Origin of the sequence: Streptomyces sp. ME02-8801-2C (assembly GCF_033793965.1) — a bacterium.
GTDB lineage: Bacteria > Actinomycetota > Actinomycetes > Streptomycetales > Streptomycetaceae > Streptomyces.
The window spans coordinates 361,035-377,189 of record NZ_JARAXP010000008.1; the positions used below are offsets into that span (position 1 = coordinate 361,035).

Sequence of the window (16,155 nt, forward strand, 5' to 3'; positions counted from 1 at the left end):
CAATGCTAGATTCTCGATCGTGAGTCAAGCCACCCTGGTCAAGCGACAGTTCGGGCACCGCGCCCGGCTCGCGCTGTCGCCTGCCGGGATTCGCGCAGCGGAGAACCAGGCGCACGCGGCCCGCACGATGTGGAACCTGCTGCACGCCTGGTGGCAGATGATGCCGAAGGAGAAGCGGACCCTCGCGAACGCGGACGCCGCGATCCGCCAGGCCCGCAAGGACATCGACTTCCTCGCCGTCCTGCCCGCGCAGGCCGCGCAAGCGGTCCTCAAGACGTACTTCCAGGCGTGGAAGAACTGCTGGGAAGGGCGCGCCGACGCCCCGGACTTCAAGGGCCGCCTGCGCACGGTGATGTCCGTGGACATTCCGCAGGGCCGCGACCTGAACATCGTCCGCGTGCACCGCCGGTGGGGCATGGTCAACCTTCCCAAGGTGGGCCGGGTCCGCTTCCGGTGGACCAAGGACCTGCCCGTGGGCAAGCGCGCCGACACGGACAACCGGATCACCGGGGCCCGGCTGGTCAAGGACGCGCTCGGCTGGCACATCGCCTTCCGCGTCCAGACCCAGGAGGTGAAGCCCGAGCCCCATCAGGGGCCGGACATCGGTATCGACGTGGGCGTCAGCGTGCCCATCGCCCTCTCGGACGGTCAAACGTACGAGCACGGCGCGTGGCTGACGGAGAAGGAGAGGGACAGGCTCCTGCACCTGGAGCGGCGTGCCGCGCAGCGCAAGCGGCACCGAACGCCCGGCGAGCGCTCCAGCCGTCGGCTGCACCGCACCTACGACCAGATCGCAGGCCTGCGCGCGAGAGCCAAGCGCCGGGCCCTGGACTGGCAGCACAAGACCACCACCGCCATCGCCCGCACCTACGGCACCGTCGTGGTCGAAGCACTCAGCATCACGAACATGGTGAAGTCCGCCAAAGGAACAGTGGAAGAGCCGGGGAAGAATGTCGCCCAGAAGTCCGGGCTGAACCGCTCCATCAGCCAGGAGGCGTGGGGGCGCACCGTCACCATGCTGGCGTACAAGACCGCCCAGCTCGGCGGCACCCTGGTCAAGGTCCCCGCTCCCGGTACCTCGCGGCGCTGCTCGGCGTGCGGCGTCACCACGCTGGGGAGTCGGGAGTCCCAGGCCGTGTTCGTGTGCAGGAACCCGGACTGCGGCTGGTCGGGCAACGCCGACCACAACGCGGCCCGCAACGTCCTGCACCTGTACCGGATGGGCCTCGCGCTCGTCCCGGCTGCCGGGAGGGCAGTCGTCAGGCGCGCCAGGCGCGTCAAACCCGCTGCCGCAAGGTAAGCAGGAATCTCCCGGCTCCAGCCAGGAGAGCACTTCAATGGCACGTCACGGGCAAGGGCGAGCTTCCCGGGGCCGCTACCGACGCCGTGGTCGGCGGCGCCATGACCGCCGCCGTCGACGCGACGCCCCAGGTGGTCCGCGCCCTCGCGCTCGGCGTGTTCGACGCGATCGACGTCCACCCGTGGATCGGCGCGCAACTCGCCCGCTCCCCGGCCCAGTCGCCGCTGCTGCGGGTCTTCGAGCACCTCGGACGCCAGGTCCAGGCGCTCGGGGTGCCGCACGCCGCCCAGTTCACCGCCGCGTCGGCCCTGCTGAACTACATCCTCGGCGTGGGCGGCCAGAACGCGGCCAACGCCCGCGAACACCGACCGGGCGCGACCCGCACCGAGTTCCTCGACGAGGTCGCGGCGTCCTGGACGAACCTCGACCCCGAGGAGTACGCGTTCACGCGGGGCGTCGCGGACCAGCTGAGGGATCACGACGACCGGGAGGAGTTCCTGGCGGGCATCGACCTGATCCTCACGGGGATCACTGGGCGCTGGTGAACTCCTGCCAGGCGGTGGGGGAGAGGTGGAGTACGGGGGCGTCGGGGGGTGTTTTTGAGTCGCGTACGACGACGGTGCCTATGTGGTTGCGGGCGACTTCGACGCATTGGCCTGAGGTGCTGCTGTAGCTGGACTTCACGAAGGTGAACTCGGGCATGAGTCAGAACTCCTTGCGGATGGTGTCGATCAGCAGCGCCGAGTCGCGCTGGGTCAGACTCAATCTGGCCGTACGGTCGAAGAACCCGCTGTAGGCGGCGCATTCGGACTCGTTTTCCACCCACAGGGTAGAGGCGATCGTGTCGACGTGGACGACGTCTACGGCCTCGGTCTCGGCGAACGAGACGATGGTGAACGAGCCTGGAATGCATGGGTGTCCGCCGGCGCGGTACGGCAGGATCTGTAGGCGGACATTCGGCAGTTCGGCCACCTCCAGCAGGCGTTCCAGCTGAGCGCGCATTGTGTCCGGGCCGCCGATCAACTGCCGTAGCGCCGCCTCCCAGACGATGGCGTACACCTCAAGGGGGTGTTCGTCGTGCAAGCGTGCCTGGCGGCGCATCCGGATCTCGACCAGGAGTTCGATCTCGTCGGGGTCGTCCCACACCCCTGCGCCTTCGCTGACGGCCAGGGCGCGGGCGTACTCGGATGTCTGGAACAAGCCCGGAATCAGGGAGAGTTCCCACGTCCGTACGCGATTGGCGGCGTCCTCCAGTGCGATGTACTCGGAGAGTGTGCCCGGGTGGGGCGAGTCCTGCCACCACCCCTTCGCCTTGCGGCGCTCGCGGTCCAGTCGGGCCAGACTCAGAAGGCGCGCAAGGGACTTGGGATCCTCCAGGCCGTAGAACTCGCACAGCACCCGGATGTCCGGGTCGCGCATCGGCACCCAGCCGCGCTCCATCTTCACGATCTTGGTGCCGGTCGCGTTGATGGACTCGGCGGCCTGCTGCTGGGTCTTGCCCGCAGCGTCGCGCAGGCGCAGCAGCTCTGCACCGAGCTTGCGTCCCAGGACAGTTGACGCTCGGTTGCCCGCGGGTTGGGGTGATCGCTTCACCGTCACAGTGTGTCCCGAAGGTGTCACCGAGTCGAACGCGTTCCCTCTTTGGGGAAGAGCTTCCCGGATTCGATTGCCTCTGGAGTGAGCTGTCGCTACCTTCAGTGCTCAAGCGATCACCCGTAGCACTCGGAGGTGCCCCCAATGCCCAACGACCCCCTCCTCCACGAAGACCGCCTCGACTACACCCCCGTCCCCCGCAGCGTCCCCCTCGCCCGGACCCGTACCGCCCGGCTGGTCATCGAGTGGGGGTATTCGGAGGTCGCCGGGGATGTCGCCCTCGTCGTCAGCGAGTTGATGACCAACGCCCTGCTGCACGGGAGCATCCGGGGGCGGCTCATCCGCGTACGGCTTGCCGTCACCGGCGTCGCGCTGCGCGTCGAGGTCAGTGATCCGCGTGCCGAGCGGGTGCCGTGGCCGCGTGAGGTGAGCGGCGAGGATCAGTTCGGGCGGGGGCTGCTCCTGGTCGAGGCGTTGGCCGGGCGGTGGGGTGTGGAGCCCCGGGAGGGCGTGGGGAAGACGGTCTGGGCGGAGTGGGGGGTCGCTGTTGGGGCGAGGCATGTGGTTCCGCTCGTCGGCGTCGAGAAGTGACGCCGATGGCCACCTCCGCGCCTACGGGTGCGTGTCTGTCACCGCGATGACCTTGTCGAGGCGGTCCAGGGTGGCCTGGAGGTCGTCGGCCTTGGCCTGGATGCGGTCTCGCTCGGCGCGCAGCATGGCTCGTTGGTCGGCGTCCGTGTGCCCGGCGGTCCAGCACGGGAGGAGTTCCGCGATTCTCTGGCTGGTCAGGCCGGCGGCGTACATCTCCTGGAAGAAGCGGACCAAGGTGACGGCGTCCTGCCGGTAGAGGCGCTGGCCGGACGGGCTGCGCTCCGCGACCAGCAGACCCTGCTGCTCGTAGTAGCGCACGGCGCGCACCGAGACGCCGGCGCCGCGCGCCACCTCGCCGATGCGGATCAGTCGCTCGGGCGGCGCCGTCTGAGTGGCGGTCATGGTGGTTCCCCTCGCTCCGGCCCTGACGGACAGCACTTGCCTCTGACATCAACGTCAGGTTTTAGCGTACGGGCATGGACATCAAGGGCCATGACCAACGGCGTCCGTCTCGAACTCGCCGAGCAGGGCACGCTCGTGACGGCGGTGCACCTCGGTCTCGCCGACACCGACATGGCCGCGGGCTGGCCCGTGGCCAAGCTCGCGCCGTCGGACCTGGCCGACGCGGCGCTCGACGGTGTCGAGGCGGGCTCGGCCGAGGTCCTCGCCGACCAGTGGAGCCGGGACGTCAAGTCCCGGCTGCCGCTGACGCCGGAGGAGTTCAACGCCGAGATGGGCCGGCCGCGCCTTGGCGGCGCTCACGGCCGGATGAGGGACCTCTCGGGCCGCACCGGCTTCGTCTACGGCGCCGCCGTGCTGTCCGACACCACCGCGTCCCCGGCCGTCCGCGCCGTCGGCACGATTGCTTCCGGAGTCGGGGCCGTCGAAGCCGCCGGTGTGGGTACAGGGGACTCGTCCGGCGGGGTAACGGTGCCGTCGGCGGGGGCCTGGCTCGGGGCGTCGGGCGTATCGGTGGGCGGTTCCTCGGTGGGTACCTCGTTGAGGTACGTGGGGTCGCCGGAGCCGGTGGTGGCCGGGGGCGACGGGCGCGGTGTGGCGGGCGCGGGCGTGGGTGCGGGCGTGCTGTCGGCGGGGGGTGTCGCCGGGCTCGTCGGCGCGGGTGGGGCCTGCGGGACCGTCGGGGAACGGGAGGTGTCGGACGTCGTCAGCAGGTTCAGGGGGAGGGCGATGAGCGCGGCGACCGCGCAGACCATGCCCACTCCGGCCGCCGTGCGGGTCCGGCGGCGGCGGGTCGCGGTGCGGCGGATCTCCTCGAAGCGGCCCGGGGGTGCGCCCAGGTAGGAGGGCGTGGAGGTGGGGGAGAGGAGGACGAGGAGGGGGTCGTCCGGGTCGTGCTCGGGGCCGGGGGGGCCGAAATCCGGGTCGTCGTCTTCGTCAAAGCGTGTGGTCAAGGCTTTTCCTCAAGTGGGCGCGGAGCAGTTCACGGGCCGCGTGGAGGTCGGCCTTGACGGTTCCTTCCTTGCGTCCGGTCAGTGCGGACACGTCCCGGATCGGCATGTCAGCGTAGTAGTGCAGGAGGATCGGCACGCGCAGTCGTTCCGGCAGTGACTGGACGAGCAGGCGGATGGAAGGGTCCGACGCCTCCGTGTGGGGGCGCAGGGCCGCCTCCGACGTCACATGCCGCATGGCCTTGCGTTCGCGTTCCATTTTGCGCCAGTGGTCCCGCACGATGTTGGCCGCCGTCACATAGAGGAAGCCGCGCGGCTCGTCGACGGACGTCCAGCGCGCCCACAGGCGGGTGAACGCCTCCGAGGCGATCTCGTGGGCCGTCTCGTCGTCGTCGACGAGCCGGCGGCACCAGCCGGCCAGCCGCGGGTAGAGGGCGGCGAACAGCTCGGACGCTGCTTTGTCGCGGGACCGTTTCAACGCTCTCCATGGTGCTGTTGCCACGGGTACGGCACTCGTGGCATTCGTGGGGGAGGACGGCGGGCCGGCGGCGTACGTTCCGGCGGCCCGTCGTCCTTTGTCTTCCAGTACGTTCACGAATTCACGGGCTCACGGGCTCACGGAGTCGTCGACGACGTCAGCGCGGCGAACACGATCACGTTGTCGAGGTAGCCGCTGGCGTCCTTCGGGCCCCCGCAGGTGATGAGCCGCAGCTCCGGGCGGCTCACGTTCCCGTAGACGTCCTCGGCCGGGAAGTCGGCCTTGGCCACCGTCCGCAGGGACGTCACCGTGAACTCCGCCTCCGTGCCGTTCTCCAGGCGCGCCACGATCTTCTCGCCCCGGCGCAGCCGCGGCAGCTCGTGGAAGACACCGTCCCCGTACTTGCCAACCGACACATGGCCGAGGATCACCGACGGCCCGGTCTGTCCCGGCGTCGGCGAGTGCTCGTACCAGCCGGCCTGGTCGTGATCGGTGATCGGGGGCACCTCCACGGTGCGGTCGGACGCCAGGCCGAGCCGCATGACGGGGGTGTCGACCCCGATGGCGGGGATCCGCAGCCGGACGGGGGCCGAACGGCCCACCGGGCGGGCGGAGTTCGTGGTGTCCGTCGTGTCCGTGGAGTTCGCGGACCTGCTCGTGCCCGTGGCCGACTGCTGTTTGCCGGAGGTCGAGCGGGGTGCGGTGGTGCCGGGACTCGCGGTCCCTGTCGTCCGTACGCCCTCGCCGTCCGAGGAACAGCCCACGAGCAGCGCGGCCGTCGCCGCCATGGCCGCCGTTCCGAACGCGCGCCTGGAGAGCACGGTCACGCCCCGGTCGCCTGCCGACGGCGTACGACGAACACGACGGCGCCACCCACGGCGAACGCGGCGGCGGCGCCCCCGCCGATCAGGGCCCCCGAGTTTCCGGAGTCCGTCGACGTCTGCGTCACACCCGTGTTGGGCGCGCCCTTCGGGACCTCGGCGACCTGGGCCGGCATCCGGGTGGGGGCGTCCTTGGGGGTGTCTTCGGCGGGCACCGGGGTGACCTTGTCGGCGGGGGCCTGGGTCGGGGCGACGCTCGGCTCTGGGGTGGCCTCGGTCGGGGCGGTGCTGGGGACCGGCGTCGGGTTCGTGCCGTCGGCGAACGCGGGCGCGGTGCCCGCGAGTACGGCGGTGGCCGCGAGTGCCACGGCGCTGAGGACGGTACGGCGCACGGTACGGCGCATGGAATCGCTCTCTTTCGTTGTCCGCCCCCAACCACGCCCGGAAGAGGGCGGGTTGGGCGGGACGGGCTGAGTGACTGATCGAGCGGAGAGACGACTCGGAGCCCGGACAGGTTGTAAAGAGATGGCAAAGTCGGGCCAGGGGGTCTGGCCGGGCACCGCCGGCATCGCACGGATGACGGCCGGTCAGGTTTCCCGCCGCGTACCCCACAGGTTTACCCCTGGGTGCGCCCCAGGTTTACCCGCGTTCCCACCAGCGTGGGATGGCACCGGGCGCGGCGAATGCCAGGCTCTCCCCGTCGAGCCGGATCGATCCTTCATGAGGCCGGCAACCGAACAAGGGGGACCATTGAAGTCGCAACGCAGAAACCGACGCCTTCTGGCCGCGTCCATCACCGCCGGCCTGATGACCCTCGCCACCTTGGGAACAGCCAGTCCCGCCTCCGCCAGCGCGCGAGTCTGCGGAAACGGTGGGTCCGCCTCCCTGGGGTACTGGGAGGTCTGCTAAGAGATCATCGGTGACGGCCTGTACATCGAGCAGGTCACAGGAAGCGCCAGGCGAACCGACAGCAACAACGCGAAGTCGATCCACCTTGAATACCTCAAGGCCGGCCAGGTGCACTGGAAGAACGGCTCCCAGGTCACCACCAACAACTTCGCGGAAGTCAGTGTCCTCAACGGCTCCGTCTCGAGGGCGGGCGAATACTGCGCCGTGCTCTGGATCTACAGCGGTGGCGGCCATTACTACGGCGGTGAGGCCTGCATCTACGTCCACTGACCCGCATCCACGTCCACTGATCCGCGCCGGATCGGGCGAGCACCGCGACCTCTAGGCCCCCGGACGCTGTCCGCCCGGGGTCACCAGTCCCGATTCGTACGCCGCCACCACGGCCTGTGCTCTGCTGTTCAGGTCCATTTTGGTCATCGTGCGGTTGAGGTGGGTCTTGACGGTCGCCTCGCTGATGTAGAGGCGGTCGGCGATCTCCAGGTTGGACAGACCGCGTGCGACCAGTTTCAGGACTTCCAGTTCGCGGGATGTCAACGTGTCCAGATCAGGGGGCTGTTCGCAGGCGGTCTGCCGGGCGTACGCCTCAACCAGGCGGCGGGTGACGCTTGGCGCGAAGAGCGCGTCACCACCGGCGATGGCGGCCACGGCGGCGAGCAGCCGTTCCGGGCCGGAGTCCTTGAGCAGAAACCCGCAGGCGCCGGCGCGCAGCGCCCCGTACACGTACTCGTCGAGGTCGAACGTGGTCAGCATCAGGATCCGGGGCGGGGGGTCGGCGGCCTCGGCGAGGATGCGTTCGGTGGCCTCGATACCGTTCATGCCGGGCATCCGGACGTCCATGAGGATCACCTCGGGGGCGGTCCGGGCAGCCAGGAGCACACCCTCCGCGCCGTCGCTCGCCTCGCCGACCACCTCGATGCCGGGTGCGGCACGCAGCAGCCCCACCAGGCCGGCCCGGATGAGGAACTGGTCGTCCACGACGAGCACGGTGGTCATGTGGTGGCGTCGTCCCCCTGCTGTGCGGCCCGCGCGGAGGTCGGCAGGATCAGCCGCACGGCGAAGCCCCCTTGTTCCCGCGGACCGATGTCGATCTGCCCGCCGTAGAGCTTGGCCCGCTCCCGCATACCAAGCAAGCCGTGTCCGCCGCCGGTTCGCACTCTGGCTGGAATCACCCCCTCCCCGTCGTCCGCGACCGAAACCGTCACCTGGTGCGGTTCGTACCTCAGCCGTACCTGCGCGCTCGCGCCGGGCGCGTGCTTGAGGACGTTGGTGAGGGCCTCCTGCACGACCCGGTAGGCGCACAGATCCACGCCGGGGGCCAGAGGACGTTCGGTGCCCTCGACGGTCAGCGTGACCGGGACCCCGCCGGCGCGGACGCGTTCGGTCATCTCGCCGAGGCGAGCGAGGCTCGGCATCGGGCCGGCGGGGGCACCGCCGTCTGCCGCCCGCAGCACCATGAGCATGCGGCGCAGTTCTTCGAGTGCCTCCTTCCCGGTGGCTTCTATGGTGTCGAGCGCGGTGCGCGTGGTCCGGGGGTCGGTGTCGAAGACGAACCGGGCGAGACCGGTCTGCACGGAGATCACGGACATGTGGTGGGCGACCACGTCGTGCAGTTCTCGGGCGATCCGGCCCCGTTCCTCGGCCACCTCGCGCCGGGCCCGCTCGGCCTGTTCCAGGCGCAACTGCCGGGCCAGCTCGGTCGAGCGGCGGGCGACGACGCCGAACCGCCACAGCACCGCCGGGTAGACCACGGCCTGTCCGGCGACCGACGGCCAGGAGTCGGTGTGGTTCACCGCACCCGCGTAGATCCAGACCCCGCCCATCAGCGCGGCGCAGGCGACGGAGACGCGCGGCGCTCGTAAGGAGGCAACGGTGTAGACGGCGAGCATGGGGCCGAAGCTGCACACCACGGGCCAGTAGCCGGCGGTGATGTACACCAGCCAGCTCGCGTGCACCAGGCAGCAGACAACGACAGGGGCCCGGCCTCGGAGCACGAGCGGCACGTGGACCAGGACCACCAGCGCATAGGCCCTCGTGTCGAGCGGATTCTGCCCCTGGCGCGCGGCCTCCGGCCCCAACAGCAAGGCCACACCGGTCAGCGCCGCCGTGAGCAGCACGTCGACGGCGAGGGGGCGGATCCGCATCCCAGCAGCGTAAGGCCGGACCGACGGATGGGCGTCAAACTTCCGCCGTACCACGGAAGTTGCAGGAACCGCGCGCCTACCGCCCTGGGTCGACGCGGAGAGCCAACCAGCGCGGGACGACGCCATATGTGGCCCGCGCATAGCGTCTTGGACCAGCACCACGACGAGTCGTATCCGTTCGCTGTGCCACCGCCGGGGAGCGGCGCAGCCGTGGGGTGAGGACCCGGACCGACCAGGAAGGCACAGCCGCACAACCAACGTCTCCACACAACCAGGGGGTTGGCATGACCACGAGTACCAGATCTGTCCGGCGGAGCACCGCGGTGTGGCGCCGCGGGCTGGCCACGGCGGCGGTGCTGGCCGCCACGGGCAGCGCGCTCACCGTCGCTCCGCAGCCCGCACACGCGGCGCTGCCGCAACAGCAGATCGCCGATCCCGTCCACTACTGGAACGATGTCCTGCTCCAGGTCATCCGGCGTGAGGGTGGCGGGCCGGGGCCGATGGCCCGTTCCGCGGCGATGCTGAACGCGGCGATCTACGACGCGGAGAGCTCGTACCAGCTGAAGTGGAAGGGCAAGATCACCTCGGAGCCGTACATCCACGCCCAGAAGTACGACGGCTGGATCGAGGGCCCTGACGAAGAGGAGCGGGTGATCGGCCGTACGGCGTACAACATCCTCGTGGGGCTGTACGGCAGAAACCAGGCGCAGTTCCTCGACGCGAAGTTCCGTGAGCGGTTCGGCACCGAGCCCACAGGGCTCGATCTGCTCGACCTCACGGTCGTCAACCGCATGGTCACGCAGATGAGGGACGCGCGAAACGGCGACGGCTCGGACAACGACCAGGTGTACGTCGGCGACAACAAGCCGGGCGCGTGGCGGCCCACCAGCTACCCGGACATGCCCGATCCCTCGTGCGAGCGCGACAGTCAGGCGGTCACCCCGTTCTGGGGCCAGGTGAAACCCTTCGCCCTCACCTCCGGCTCGCAGTTCCGCCCGGCGAACCCGGGCCTGTACGGGACGTACGAGAAACTGCTGGCCAGCGACGCCTACAAGGCTCAGGTCGAGGCGGTACGGTCGGCCGGCGCCGACAAACCGACCGCGCGTACGCCCGTCGTCAACCGGACGCCGGAGCAGGAGGCGGCGGCCTGGTTCTGGGCCAACGACGAGGACGGCACCTACAAGCCGCCGGGCCAGCTGCTTCAGGCGACCCGAGAGGTCTCCCAGGCCCGCGGCCTGAACACGTATGAGAACGCTCGGCTGTTCGCGCTCGTCTCCATCGCCATGGCGGACGCCGGGATCGCGGTACGGGACGTGAAGTTCCTGACACCGATCGACCTGTGGCGGCCGGTGTCCGCGATCCGGGAAGGCGGCCTGGACCCGGAGTGGAAGCCGCTGCTGAAAACCCGGGCGGGTGTGAATGTCACCCCGTGCTTCCCGGCCTGGGCCTCGGGGCACGCGACGTTCGGCGCGGCCTGGGCAGGTGTGATGAAGCGCTACTTCGGCAGCGACAACATCGCCTTCGACATGACCACCGACGAGCCTCAGTCACCGGTGAAGACCCGCCACTTCACCAGCTTCAGCACGGCGGCCACCGAGGACGCCTACAGCAGGGTCTGGCTCGGAGTCCACTTCCCGTGGGACGCGGAGGACGGTCTCACCCTGGGCGACAAGATCGCAGCGCAGGTCTACACCACGAAGTTGCGCAAGCTCTAGCCAGGCCCAGGGCTTCTCAGTCTGTGGCGTCCCTCAGCTCCCGGAGGAAGGGGATCAGCGCGGCATTGACCTCGTCCGGCCGCTCCTGTTGAGTCCAGTGGCCGCAGCCCTCCAGCACCACCGGAGCGCGCCGTAGATTGGGCATCAACTGCGGCAACTGTGCGATGAGTTGGGGTGTACCCGGGAACGCCGGTACGAGGTCCTTGTCGCCGTACACGTACAGCGCGGGTGGGCTGACCACCGCCCCGTGCCAGGCCGCCGTCAGTTCCCAGTTGCGGTCGATGTTGCGGTACCAGTTGAGGGCGCCGGTGAAGCTGCCCCCGAAGCTGTCGACGAGCGAGTCCAGGTCCGACTCCGTTAGCCAGGACGGGAGTTGATCCGGATCGGGCATCGTGTCCAGCCACCCCTGCCCCGGTTCGACCAGCGGCTGCTCGCCGGTGCCCGCGTCAGGGCCGTCGCCGGAGACGGCGTAGAGGACCTTGCGGAGGGTGGTAAGCGGGTCGCGGGCCAGCTCGGCGTCGGCGACGCCGGGGAGGTTGAAGTAGTTCCAGTAGAAACGGCCGCCGTAGATCGCCTCCATCACGCCCAGCGGGCGGTGATCACCCCGGAACGGCGGCGGAACGCTCAGGCCCGCCACCCCGCGCACGACGTCCGGGCGCAGCAGCGCGGTGTGCCAGGCCACCGGCGCGCCCCAGTCGTGACCGACGACGTACGCCGTCTCCTCGCCGAGCGCCCGGATCAGCCCGATCACGTCGCCGACCAGGTGCAGGATGCTGTACGAGGCCACGTCCTCGGGGCGGTCGCTACGGCCGTATCCGCGCTGGTCGGGCGCGACGACCCGGAATCCGGCGGCGGCCAGCGGCCCGAACTGGTGGCGCCAGGAGTGCCACGACTCCGGGAACCCGTGCAGCAGCATGACGAGCGGCCCCTCGCCCGCCTCCGCGATGTGCAGCCGGATGCCGTTCACGTCCACCATGCGGTGCTCGACCACTGTGCCGTGTTCAACCACTGTGCGGTGCTCAGCCACTGTGCGGTGTTCATCCATGATGCAAATGGTATTGGTTGCTATCGCAATCGAAAATCCGGGGTGCGGTTGGCGAACAGTTCCGCCTGTCTGTCCCCCGGCAGATTGCCGAGGCGGACCAGGTGCGGGGCGTACGCGAGGGCGTGCGCGCGGGCCGACTCCCTCGCCGCCCACACCGCCCGTACCGTCCCCTGCACCCCCTCCGGGGGATACGACGCGATGACCCGGGCGCACTCCACGGAGGCCGCCAACGACCCACCGGGTGCGGTGACTTCGCTGACCAGCCCGATCTCGTGGGCACGCGTCGCCGACATCCGCTCCGCCGTGCCCATCAGCGCCATCCGCGCGATCTCCCCGTACGGCATCCGCTGCGCCATGCCCATCGTCTCGTACGCGCTGACCATGCCGTACGTGGTGTGCGGGTCGAAGAAGGTCGCGGTCGGGTCGGCGACGATGAACTCCGCCTCCGCGAGAAGGTAGAAGGCGCCGCCGCACGCCATGCCGTTCACCGCCGCGATCACCGGTTTCCACAGGTCGTTCGCCTTCGGGCCGATCCTCTCGAGCGGATCGTCCACCATGTAGGGCGAGTTGGGCTGCGGGACGACCGCGGAACGGTCGAGACCCGTACAGAAGGCGCGCGGTCCGGCCCCCGTGAGGACGATCGCCCGTACGGTGTCGTCGAAGCGCAGGTCCCGCCAGGTGGCGGCCAGTTCGGCGGCGGTCGCGAGGTCGAGGGCGTTGAGCCTCTCCGGCCGGTCGAGGGTGACGACGGCGACCCCGGTCTCCTTGTCGGTCGACAGGCTCAGGCTCACGGACGCTCCAGGATCCACTGCGGAAGCCCGGCGGAGGAGAAGACCACCTGCACGCGTGCGCCGATGCGAATCCGCCCGGGGGAAAGGGAGTTGAGGGACGCGTCGGGGCCGGTGACCAGGTTGCCGACCAGCCGGATGCGCGGCGCGTCCGCGAGTTCGACGACGATCACGTTGTACGGGGCCTGCTCGGCGTAGTCCGGGAGCAGCGGGGGGTGCGGGACGACGTACGACCAGACGCGTCCACGTCCGCTGACCTGGCGCCACTCGCTCGCGAAGGACTGGCAGTGGGGGCAGCAGGGGCGGGGCGGGAAGCGGGGTTCGGCGCAGTCGGCGCAGGTCTGGACGCGGAGTTCGCCCTGGGCGGCGTACTCCCAGAAGGGGGCGCCGTCCTCGTCGATGACAGGGGTCAGCATCTCGACTCCTCAACTCCTCAGCAGAAGGGCGGAGGTGGGGACGCCCTCGCCCGCGGTGACCAGGCAGGTGGAGGCGTCCGGGACCTGGGCGGTGCTGGTGCCGCGCAGTTGCCGTACGCCCTCGTTGATGAGGTTGAAGCCGTGCACGTACGCCTCGCTGAGGCCGCCTCCGCCGGTGTTGATCGGCAGCCGGCCGCCGCTCTCCAGGGCGCCGCCCTCGGTGAACGCGCCGCCCTCGCCGCGTCCGCAGAAGCCGTAGCCCTCCAGGGAGAGCGGGATGAGAGCGGTGAACGCGTCGTAGATCTGGGCCACTTGGACGTCGTCGGGGGTGAAGTCGGCGTGTTTCCAGAGGTGTCGGGCGGCTGTCCAGGCCGGGCCGGTCAGCGGGTCGTCGTTCCAGTAGTTGACCATGCCGTGGTGCTGGGCGGGCAGGCCCTGGGCGGCGGAGTGGATGTAGACGGGGGTGCGGCGGCAGTCGCGCGCCCGCTCCGCCGACACGACGACACACGCCAACGCCCCGTCCGTCTCCAGGCAGTTGTCGAAGAGGCAGAGGGGTTCGCTGATCCAGCGGGAGGACATGTACATCTCTCGGGTCAGCGGACGGTCGTACATGATCGCGGCCGGGTTCTGGTTCGCCCGGTTGCGGCAGGCGAGGGCGACGTTGAAGAGGTGGTCGCGGGTCGTGCCGTACTCGTGCATGTGGCGGCGCGTGAGCATCGCGATCTCGTCGGAGGGCCGGAGGAGACCGAAGGGGCGCGTCCACTGGGCCGGGGTGGGGAGTTGGGCGGTGGTGTTGCGCCACGGACGGGGGCCGGAACCCCGCTTCCGCGACCTCCAGGCGACGCCGACCGTGGCCTGCCCGGAGGCTATCGCCGTGGCGAGATGGGCGACGGTGGCACAGGAACCGCCGCCGCCGAAGCCGACCTTGGAGAAGAAGGTGAGGTCACCGAGGCCGAGCGCCTTGGCGACCTCGACCTCGTCGGTCTCCTCCATGGTGTAGGAGGCGAGCGCGTCGACCTCGGCGGGGGCGATGCCCGCGTCGTCGAGCGCGGCGAGGATCGCCCGGCACGCCAACGTGCGTTCGTTCTCGGGGAGTTGGCGGGCGAAGGGGGTCTGTCCGATCCCGGCGATGGCGGTGGCGTCCTTGATCCCGGCGACGTCCTTGCTACCGGCCTTGACTGGTGCGACTGCCATGAGTGCACACACCTCCGCGCGAGAGCCCGGCTGCTGATGCCTGCTGATACCTGCTGATGCCGCTGCCTGTCGACGGCTGCTGACAGGGCGTCAGGTTACAGCTAATCTGACGGACAGTCAGCTCTTGTGCGGTGAGGTGTTCTGGGGAGGCTCGCGGTGCGCGGTGACGTGGAGTGGGGCAGCATTCCGGGGCTGGTCCGGGCGGCGGTTGCGCGGTACGGCGACACCGAGGCGGTCGTGGACGGCCGTACGCGCGTCTCGTACACGGAGTTGGGCGCGCGGGTGGAACGCGCGGCGGCGGCCTGCGTCGCGAGCGGGGTGGAGCCCGGGGACCGGGTGGCGATCTGGGCGCCCAACTCCCTCGACTGGATGGTGGCCGCGCTGGGCGCGGTGTCGGCCGGCGCGATCCTCGTACCGCTGAACACGCGTTTCAAGGGGACGGAGGCCGCGTATGTACTGGCGCGCAGCCGGGCGAAGTTGCTGTTCGTGACCGGGACGTTCCTCGGCACGTCGTATGTGGCCTCGCTGCGAAGGGCGGCGGGGACGGGTGACGGTGACGGTCCCTTGCCGGGACTTCCGGAGCTGGCCGACGTGGTGGTGCTGGGGGAGGACGCGCCGACCGAGTTCCGTACGTGGAAGGACTTCCTGGCGGGCGGCGACGGAGTGGACGCGGCGGTCGTACGGGCGCGGGCGGAGGCGGTGGAGGGCTCCGACCCCTCGGACATCGTCTTCACCTCCGGCACGACGGGACGGCCGAAGGGGGCCGTGATCACACACGCGCAGTCGCTGCGGGCGTACGAGATCTGGAGCGAGCTCGCGGGCCTGCGGGAAGGCGACCGCTACCTCGTCGTGAACCCCTTCTTCCACACGTTCGGCTACAAGGCGGGGGTGCTGGCCTGTCTGATGCGGGGCGCGACGCTGATCCCGCAGCCGGTGTTCAACGTCGACACGGTGCTGGCGAACGTGGCGGCGGAGCGGGTGTCGGTGCTCCCCGGGCCGCCCACTCTCCTCCAGTCGCTCCTCGACCACCCGTCCCGGGCCGCGTACGACCTGTCGAGCCTGCGGCTGATGGTGACGGGGGCGGCTGTGGTGCCGTTGCGGTTGGTGGAACGGTTGCGTACGGAGCTGGGCGTCGCCACCGTCCTGACGGCGTACGGGCTGTCCGAGGCGAGCGGCATCGTCACGATGTGCCGCCGGGGAGACGAGGCGCCGGTGATCGCGTCGACGTCCGGGAGGGCGATCCCGGGGATCGAGGTGAGGGTGGAGGCGCCGGTGGGGGAGCCCGGGGAGGTGCTGGTACGGGGCTTCAACGTGATGCGGGGCTACTTCGAGGACGCGGACAGTACGGCCGAAGTCGTGGTGGGGGACGGGTGGTTGAGGACGGGGGACGTGGGGGTCCTGGATGGTGACGGCAACCTGCGGATCACCGACCGCATCAAGGACATGTTCATCGTCGGCGGCTTCAACGCCTACCCGGCGGAGATAGAGCAGCAGCTCGGACTTCACCCGGACATCGCCGACGTGGCGGTGATCGGGGTCCCGGACGCGCGACTTGGGGAGGTCGGCAAGGCGTACGTGGTGCGGCGGCCGGGGGTGAGCCTGACCGGGGACGACCTGATCGCCTGGGCGCGACGGGAGATGGCGAACTACAAGGTGCCGAGGGCGGTGGAGTTCGTGGGCGGGCTGCCTCGGAACGCGAGCGGGAAGGTGGTGAAGGGGGAGTTGCGGGGGTGGTGAGCTGATCGGCTGATGGCA

The 16,155-nt window shown here is 70.0% G+C and carries 17 protein-coding genes and 2 pseudogenes; 7 read left to right on the top strand and 12 right to left on the bottom strand.

Annotation, left to right across the window (positions count from 1 at the left end; genetic code table 11):
- Window positions 1-19 precede the first annotated feature (19 nt).
- Together PV396_RS27450 and PV396_RS27455 are read left to right on the top strand one after the other, a co-directional pair.
- Window positions 20-1,300: a transposase gene (locus PV396_RS27450; RefSeq protein ID WP_319208980.1), complete on the top strand. Its 1,281-nt coding sequence runs from the start codon at window positions 20-22 to the stop codon at window positions 1,298-1,300.
- 29 nt (window positions 1,301-1,329) lie between these two features.
- Window positions 1,330-1,845, top strand: a pseudogene (locus PV396_RS27455) (TetR/AcrR family transcriptional regulator C-terminal domain-containing protein); the annotation flags it as partial.
- On the opposite strand, the gene PV396_RS27460 reads toward PV396_RS27455, so the two are convergent.
- Both PV396_RS27460 and PV396_RS27465 read right to left on the bottom strand, forming a co-directional pair.
- Window positions 1,829-2,002, bottom strand: a complete 174-nt coding sequence (locus tag PV396_RS27460) for a DUF397 domain-containing protein (RefSeq protein WP_319208982.1) — start codon at window positions 2,000-2,002, stop codon at window positions 1,829-1,831. The pseudogene PV396_RS27455 and the gene PV396_RS27460 sit on opposite strands and share 17 nt — an antisense overlap.
- A 3-nt stretch (window positions 2,003-2,005) precedes the next feature.
- Window positions 2,006-2,893: a helix-turn-helix transcriptional regulator gene (locus PV396_RS27465; RefSeq protein ID WP_319208985.1), complete on the bottom strand. Its 888-nt coding sequence runs from the start codon at window positions 2,891-2,893 to the stop codon at window positions 2,006-2,008.
- Between the two features lie 144 nt (window positions 2,894-3,037).
- On the opposite strand from PV396_RS27465, the gene PV396_RS27470 reads away from it, so the two are divergent.
- Window positions 3,038-3,484: an ATP-binding protein gene (locus tag PV396_RS27470; RefSeq protein WP_319208988.1), complete on the top strand. Its 447-nt coding sequence runs from the start codon at window positions 3,038-3,040 to the stop codon at window positions 3,482-3,484.
- 21 nt (window positions 3,485-3,505) lie between these two features.
- On the opposite strand, the gene PV396_RS27475 is transcribed toward PV396_RS27470, so the two are convergent.
- A complete protein-coding gene (locus PV396_RS27475) occupies window positions 3,506-3,886 on the bottom strand; it encodes a MerR family transcriptional regulator (RefSeq protein WP_319208990.1) in 381 nt (126 codons plus the stop codon).
- A gap of 87 nt (window positions 3,887-3,973) precedes the next feature.
- Between PV396_RS27475 and PV396_RS45210 the strand changes: the two are divergent.
- Window positions 3,974-4,225: pseudogene (locus tag PV396_RS45210) on the top strand (short-chain dehydrogenase); the annotation flags it as partial.
- Window positions 4,226-4,879: 654 nt separating this feature from the next.
- Here PV396_RS45210 and PV396_RS27485 read toward each other — a convergent pair.
- The 3 genes from PV396_RS27485 to PV396_RS27495 all read right to left on the bottom strand — a co-directional run bounded on the left by PV396_RS27485 (window position 4,880) and on the right by PV396_RS27495 (window position 6,584).
- Complete coding sequence (locus PV396_RS27485) at window positions 4,880-5,371, bottom strand: RNA polymerase sigma factor (protein ID WP_319208994.1); 492 nt, start codon at window positions 5,369-5,371, stop codon at window positions 4,880-4,882.
- Window positions 5,372-5,508: 137 nt separating this feature from the next.
- Window positions 5,509-6,198 (bottom strand): class F sortase, encoded by a 690-nt coding sequence (locus PV396_RS27490; RefSeq protein WP_319208996.1) that lies wholly within the window; start codon window positions 6,196-6,198, stop codon window positions 5,509-5,511.
- Window positions 6,195-6,584: a sortase-dependent protein gene (locus tag PV396_RS27495; RefSeq protein WP_319209333.1), complete on the bottom strand. Its 390-nt coding sequence runs from the start codon at window positions 6,582-6,584 to the stop codon at window positions 6,195-6,197. The genes PV396_RS27490 and PV396_RS27495 overlap by 4 nt, the downstream gene beginning before the upstream one ends.
- Before the next feature lie 625 nt (window positions 6,585-7,209).
- Between PV396_RS27495 and PV396_RS27500 the strand changes: the two genes are divergently transcribed.
- Complete coding sequence (locus tag PV396_RS27500) at window positions 7,210-7,371, top strand: hypothetical protein (protein ID WP_319208998.1); 162 nt, start codon at window positions 7,210-7,212, stop codon at window positions 7,369-7,371.
- A gap of 51 nt (window positions 7,372-7,422) precedes the next feature.
- On the opposite strand, the gene PV396_RS27505 is transcribed toward PV396_RS27500, so the two are convergent.
- Together PV396_RS27505 and PV396_RS27510 are read right to left on the bottom strand one after the other, a co-directional pair.
- On the bottom strand, window positions 7,423-8,094 hold the full coding sequence (locus PV396_RS27505; RefSeq protein WP_319209001.1) for a response regulator transcription factor: 672 nt from the start codon (window positions 8,092-8,094) through the stop codon (window positions 7,423-7,425).
- Entirely contained in the window at window positions 8,091-9,242 is a 1,152-nt protein-coding gene (locus PV396_RS27510) for a sensor histidine kinase (protein ID WP_319209003.1), read from the bottom strand. The genes PV396_RS27505 and PV396_RS27510 overlap by 4 nt, the downstream gene beginning before the upstream one ends.
- A gap of 284 nt (window positions 9,243-9,526) precedes the next feature.
- Here PV396_RS27510 and PV396_RS27515 point away from each other — a divergent pair, with 284 nt between their 5' ends.
- Window positions 9,527-10,957, top strand: coding sequence for a vanadium-dependent haloperoxidase (locus PV396_RS27515; protein WP_319209006.1), 1,431 nt, complete (start codon window positions 9,527-9,529; stop codon window positions 10,955-10,957).
- A gap of 16 nt (window positions 10,958-10,973) precedes the next feature.
- Here the strand turns inward: PV396_RS27515 and PV396_RS27520 are convergent, their stop codons facing one another.
- The 4 genes from PV396_RS27520 to PV396_RS27535 all read right to left on the bottom strand — a co-directional run bounded on the left by PV396_RS27520 (window position 10,974) and on the right by PV396_RS27535 (window position 14,400).
- Window positions 10,974-11,933: an alpha/beta hydrolase gene (locus PV396_RS27520; RefSeq protein ID WP_319209335.1), complete on the bottom strand. Its 960-nt coding sequence runs from the start codon at window positions 11,931-11,933 to the stop codon at window positions 10,974-10,976.
- Window positions 11,934-12,022: 89 nt separating this feature from the next.
- Window positions 12,023-12,793, bottom strand: a complete 771-nt coding sequence (locus tag PV396_RS27525; protein WP_319209010.1) for an enoyl-CoA hydratase/isomerase family protein — start codon at window positions 12,791-12,793, stop codon at window positions 12,023-12,025.
- Window positions 12,790-13,206 carry an OB-fold domain-containing protein gene (locus tag PV396_RS27530; RefSeq protein WP_319209012.1) on the bottom strand — a complete coding sequence of 139 codons (417 nt, stop codon included), beginning with the start codon at window positions 13,204-13,206 and terminating at the stop codon, window positions 12,790-12,792. The genes PV396_RS27525 and PV396_RS27530 overlap by 4 nt, the downstream gene beginning before the upstream one ends.
- Before the next feature lie 9 nt (window positions 13,207-13,215).
- Window positions 13,216-14,400 carry a lipid-transfer protein gene (locus PV396_RS27535; protein ID WP_319209015.1) on the bottom strand — a complete coding sequence of 395 codons (1,185 nt, stop codon included), beginning with the start codon at window positions 14,398-14,400 and terminating at the stop codon, window positions 13,216-13,218.
- A 156-nt stretch (window positions 14,401-14,556) separates the two neighbouring features.
- On the opposite strand from PV396_RS27535, the gene PV396_RS27540 reads away from it, so the two are divergent.
- A complete protein-coding gene (locus PV396_RS27540) occupies window positions 14,557-16,137 on the top strand; it encodes a FadD3 family acyl-CoA ligase (RefSeq protein WP_319209018.1) in 1,581 nt (526 codons plus the stop codon).
- The last annotated feature ends 18 nt before the right edge of the window (window positions 16,138-16,155 follow it).

Excerpts from the sequence above, each read along its gene's own strand:
- PV396_RS27505 (WP_319209001.1), bottom strand. The coding sequence starts at position 8,094 with ATGACCACCGTGCTCGTCGTGGACGACCAGTTCCTCATCCGGGCCGGC.
- PV396_RS27510 (WP_319209003.1), bottom strand. The coding sequence starts at position 9,242 with ATGCGGATCCGCCCCCTCGCCGTCGACGTGCTGCTCACGGCGGCGCTG.
- PV396_RS27515 (WP_319209006.1), top strand. The coding sequence starts at position 9,527 with ATGACCACGAGTACCAGATCTGTCCGGCGGAGCACCGCGGTGTGGCGC.
- PV396_RS27535 (WP_319209015.1), bottom strand. The coding sequence starts at position 14,400 with ATGGCAGTCGCACCAGTCAAGGCCGGTAGCAAGGACGTCGCCGGGATC.
- PV396_RS27470 (WP_319208988.1), top strand. The coding sequence starts at position 3,038 with ATGCCCAACGACCCCCTCCTCCACGAAGACCGCCTCGACTACACCCCC.
- PV396_RS27475 (WP_319208990.1), bottom strand. The coding sequence starts at position 3,886 with ATGACCGCCACTCAGACGGCGCCGCCCGAGCGACTGATCCGCATCGGC.
- PV396_RS27530 (WP_319209012.1), bottom strand. The coding sequence starts at position 13,206 with ATGCTGACCCCTGTCATCGACGAGGACGGCGCCCCCTTCTGGGAGTAC.
- PV396_RS27520 (WP_319209335.1), bottom strand. The coding sequence starts at position 11,933 with ATGGTGGACGTGAACGGCATCCGGCTGCACATCGCGGAGGCGGGCGAG.
- PV396_RS27460 (WP_319208982.1), bottom strand. The coding sequence starts at position 2,002 with ATGCCCGAGTTCACCTTCGTGAAGTCCAGCTACAGCAGCACCTCAGGC.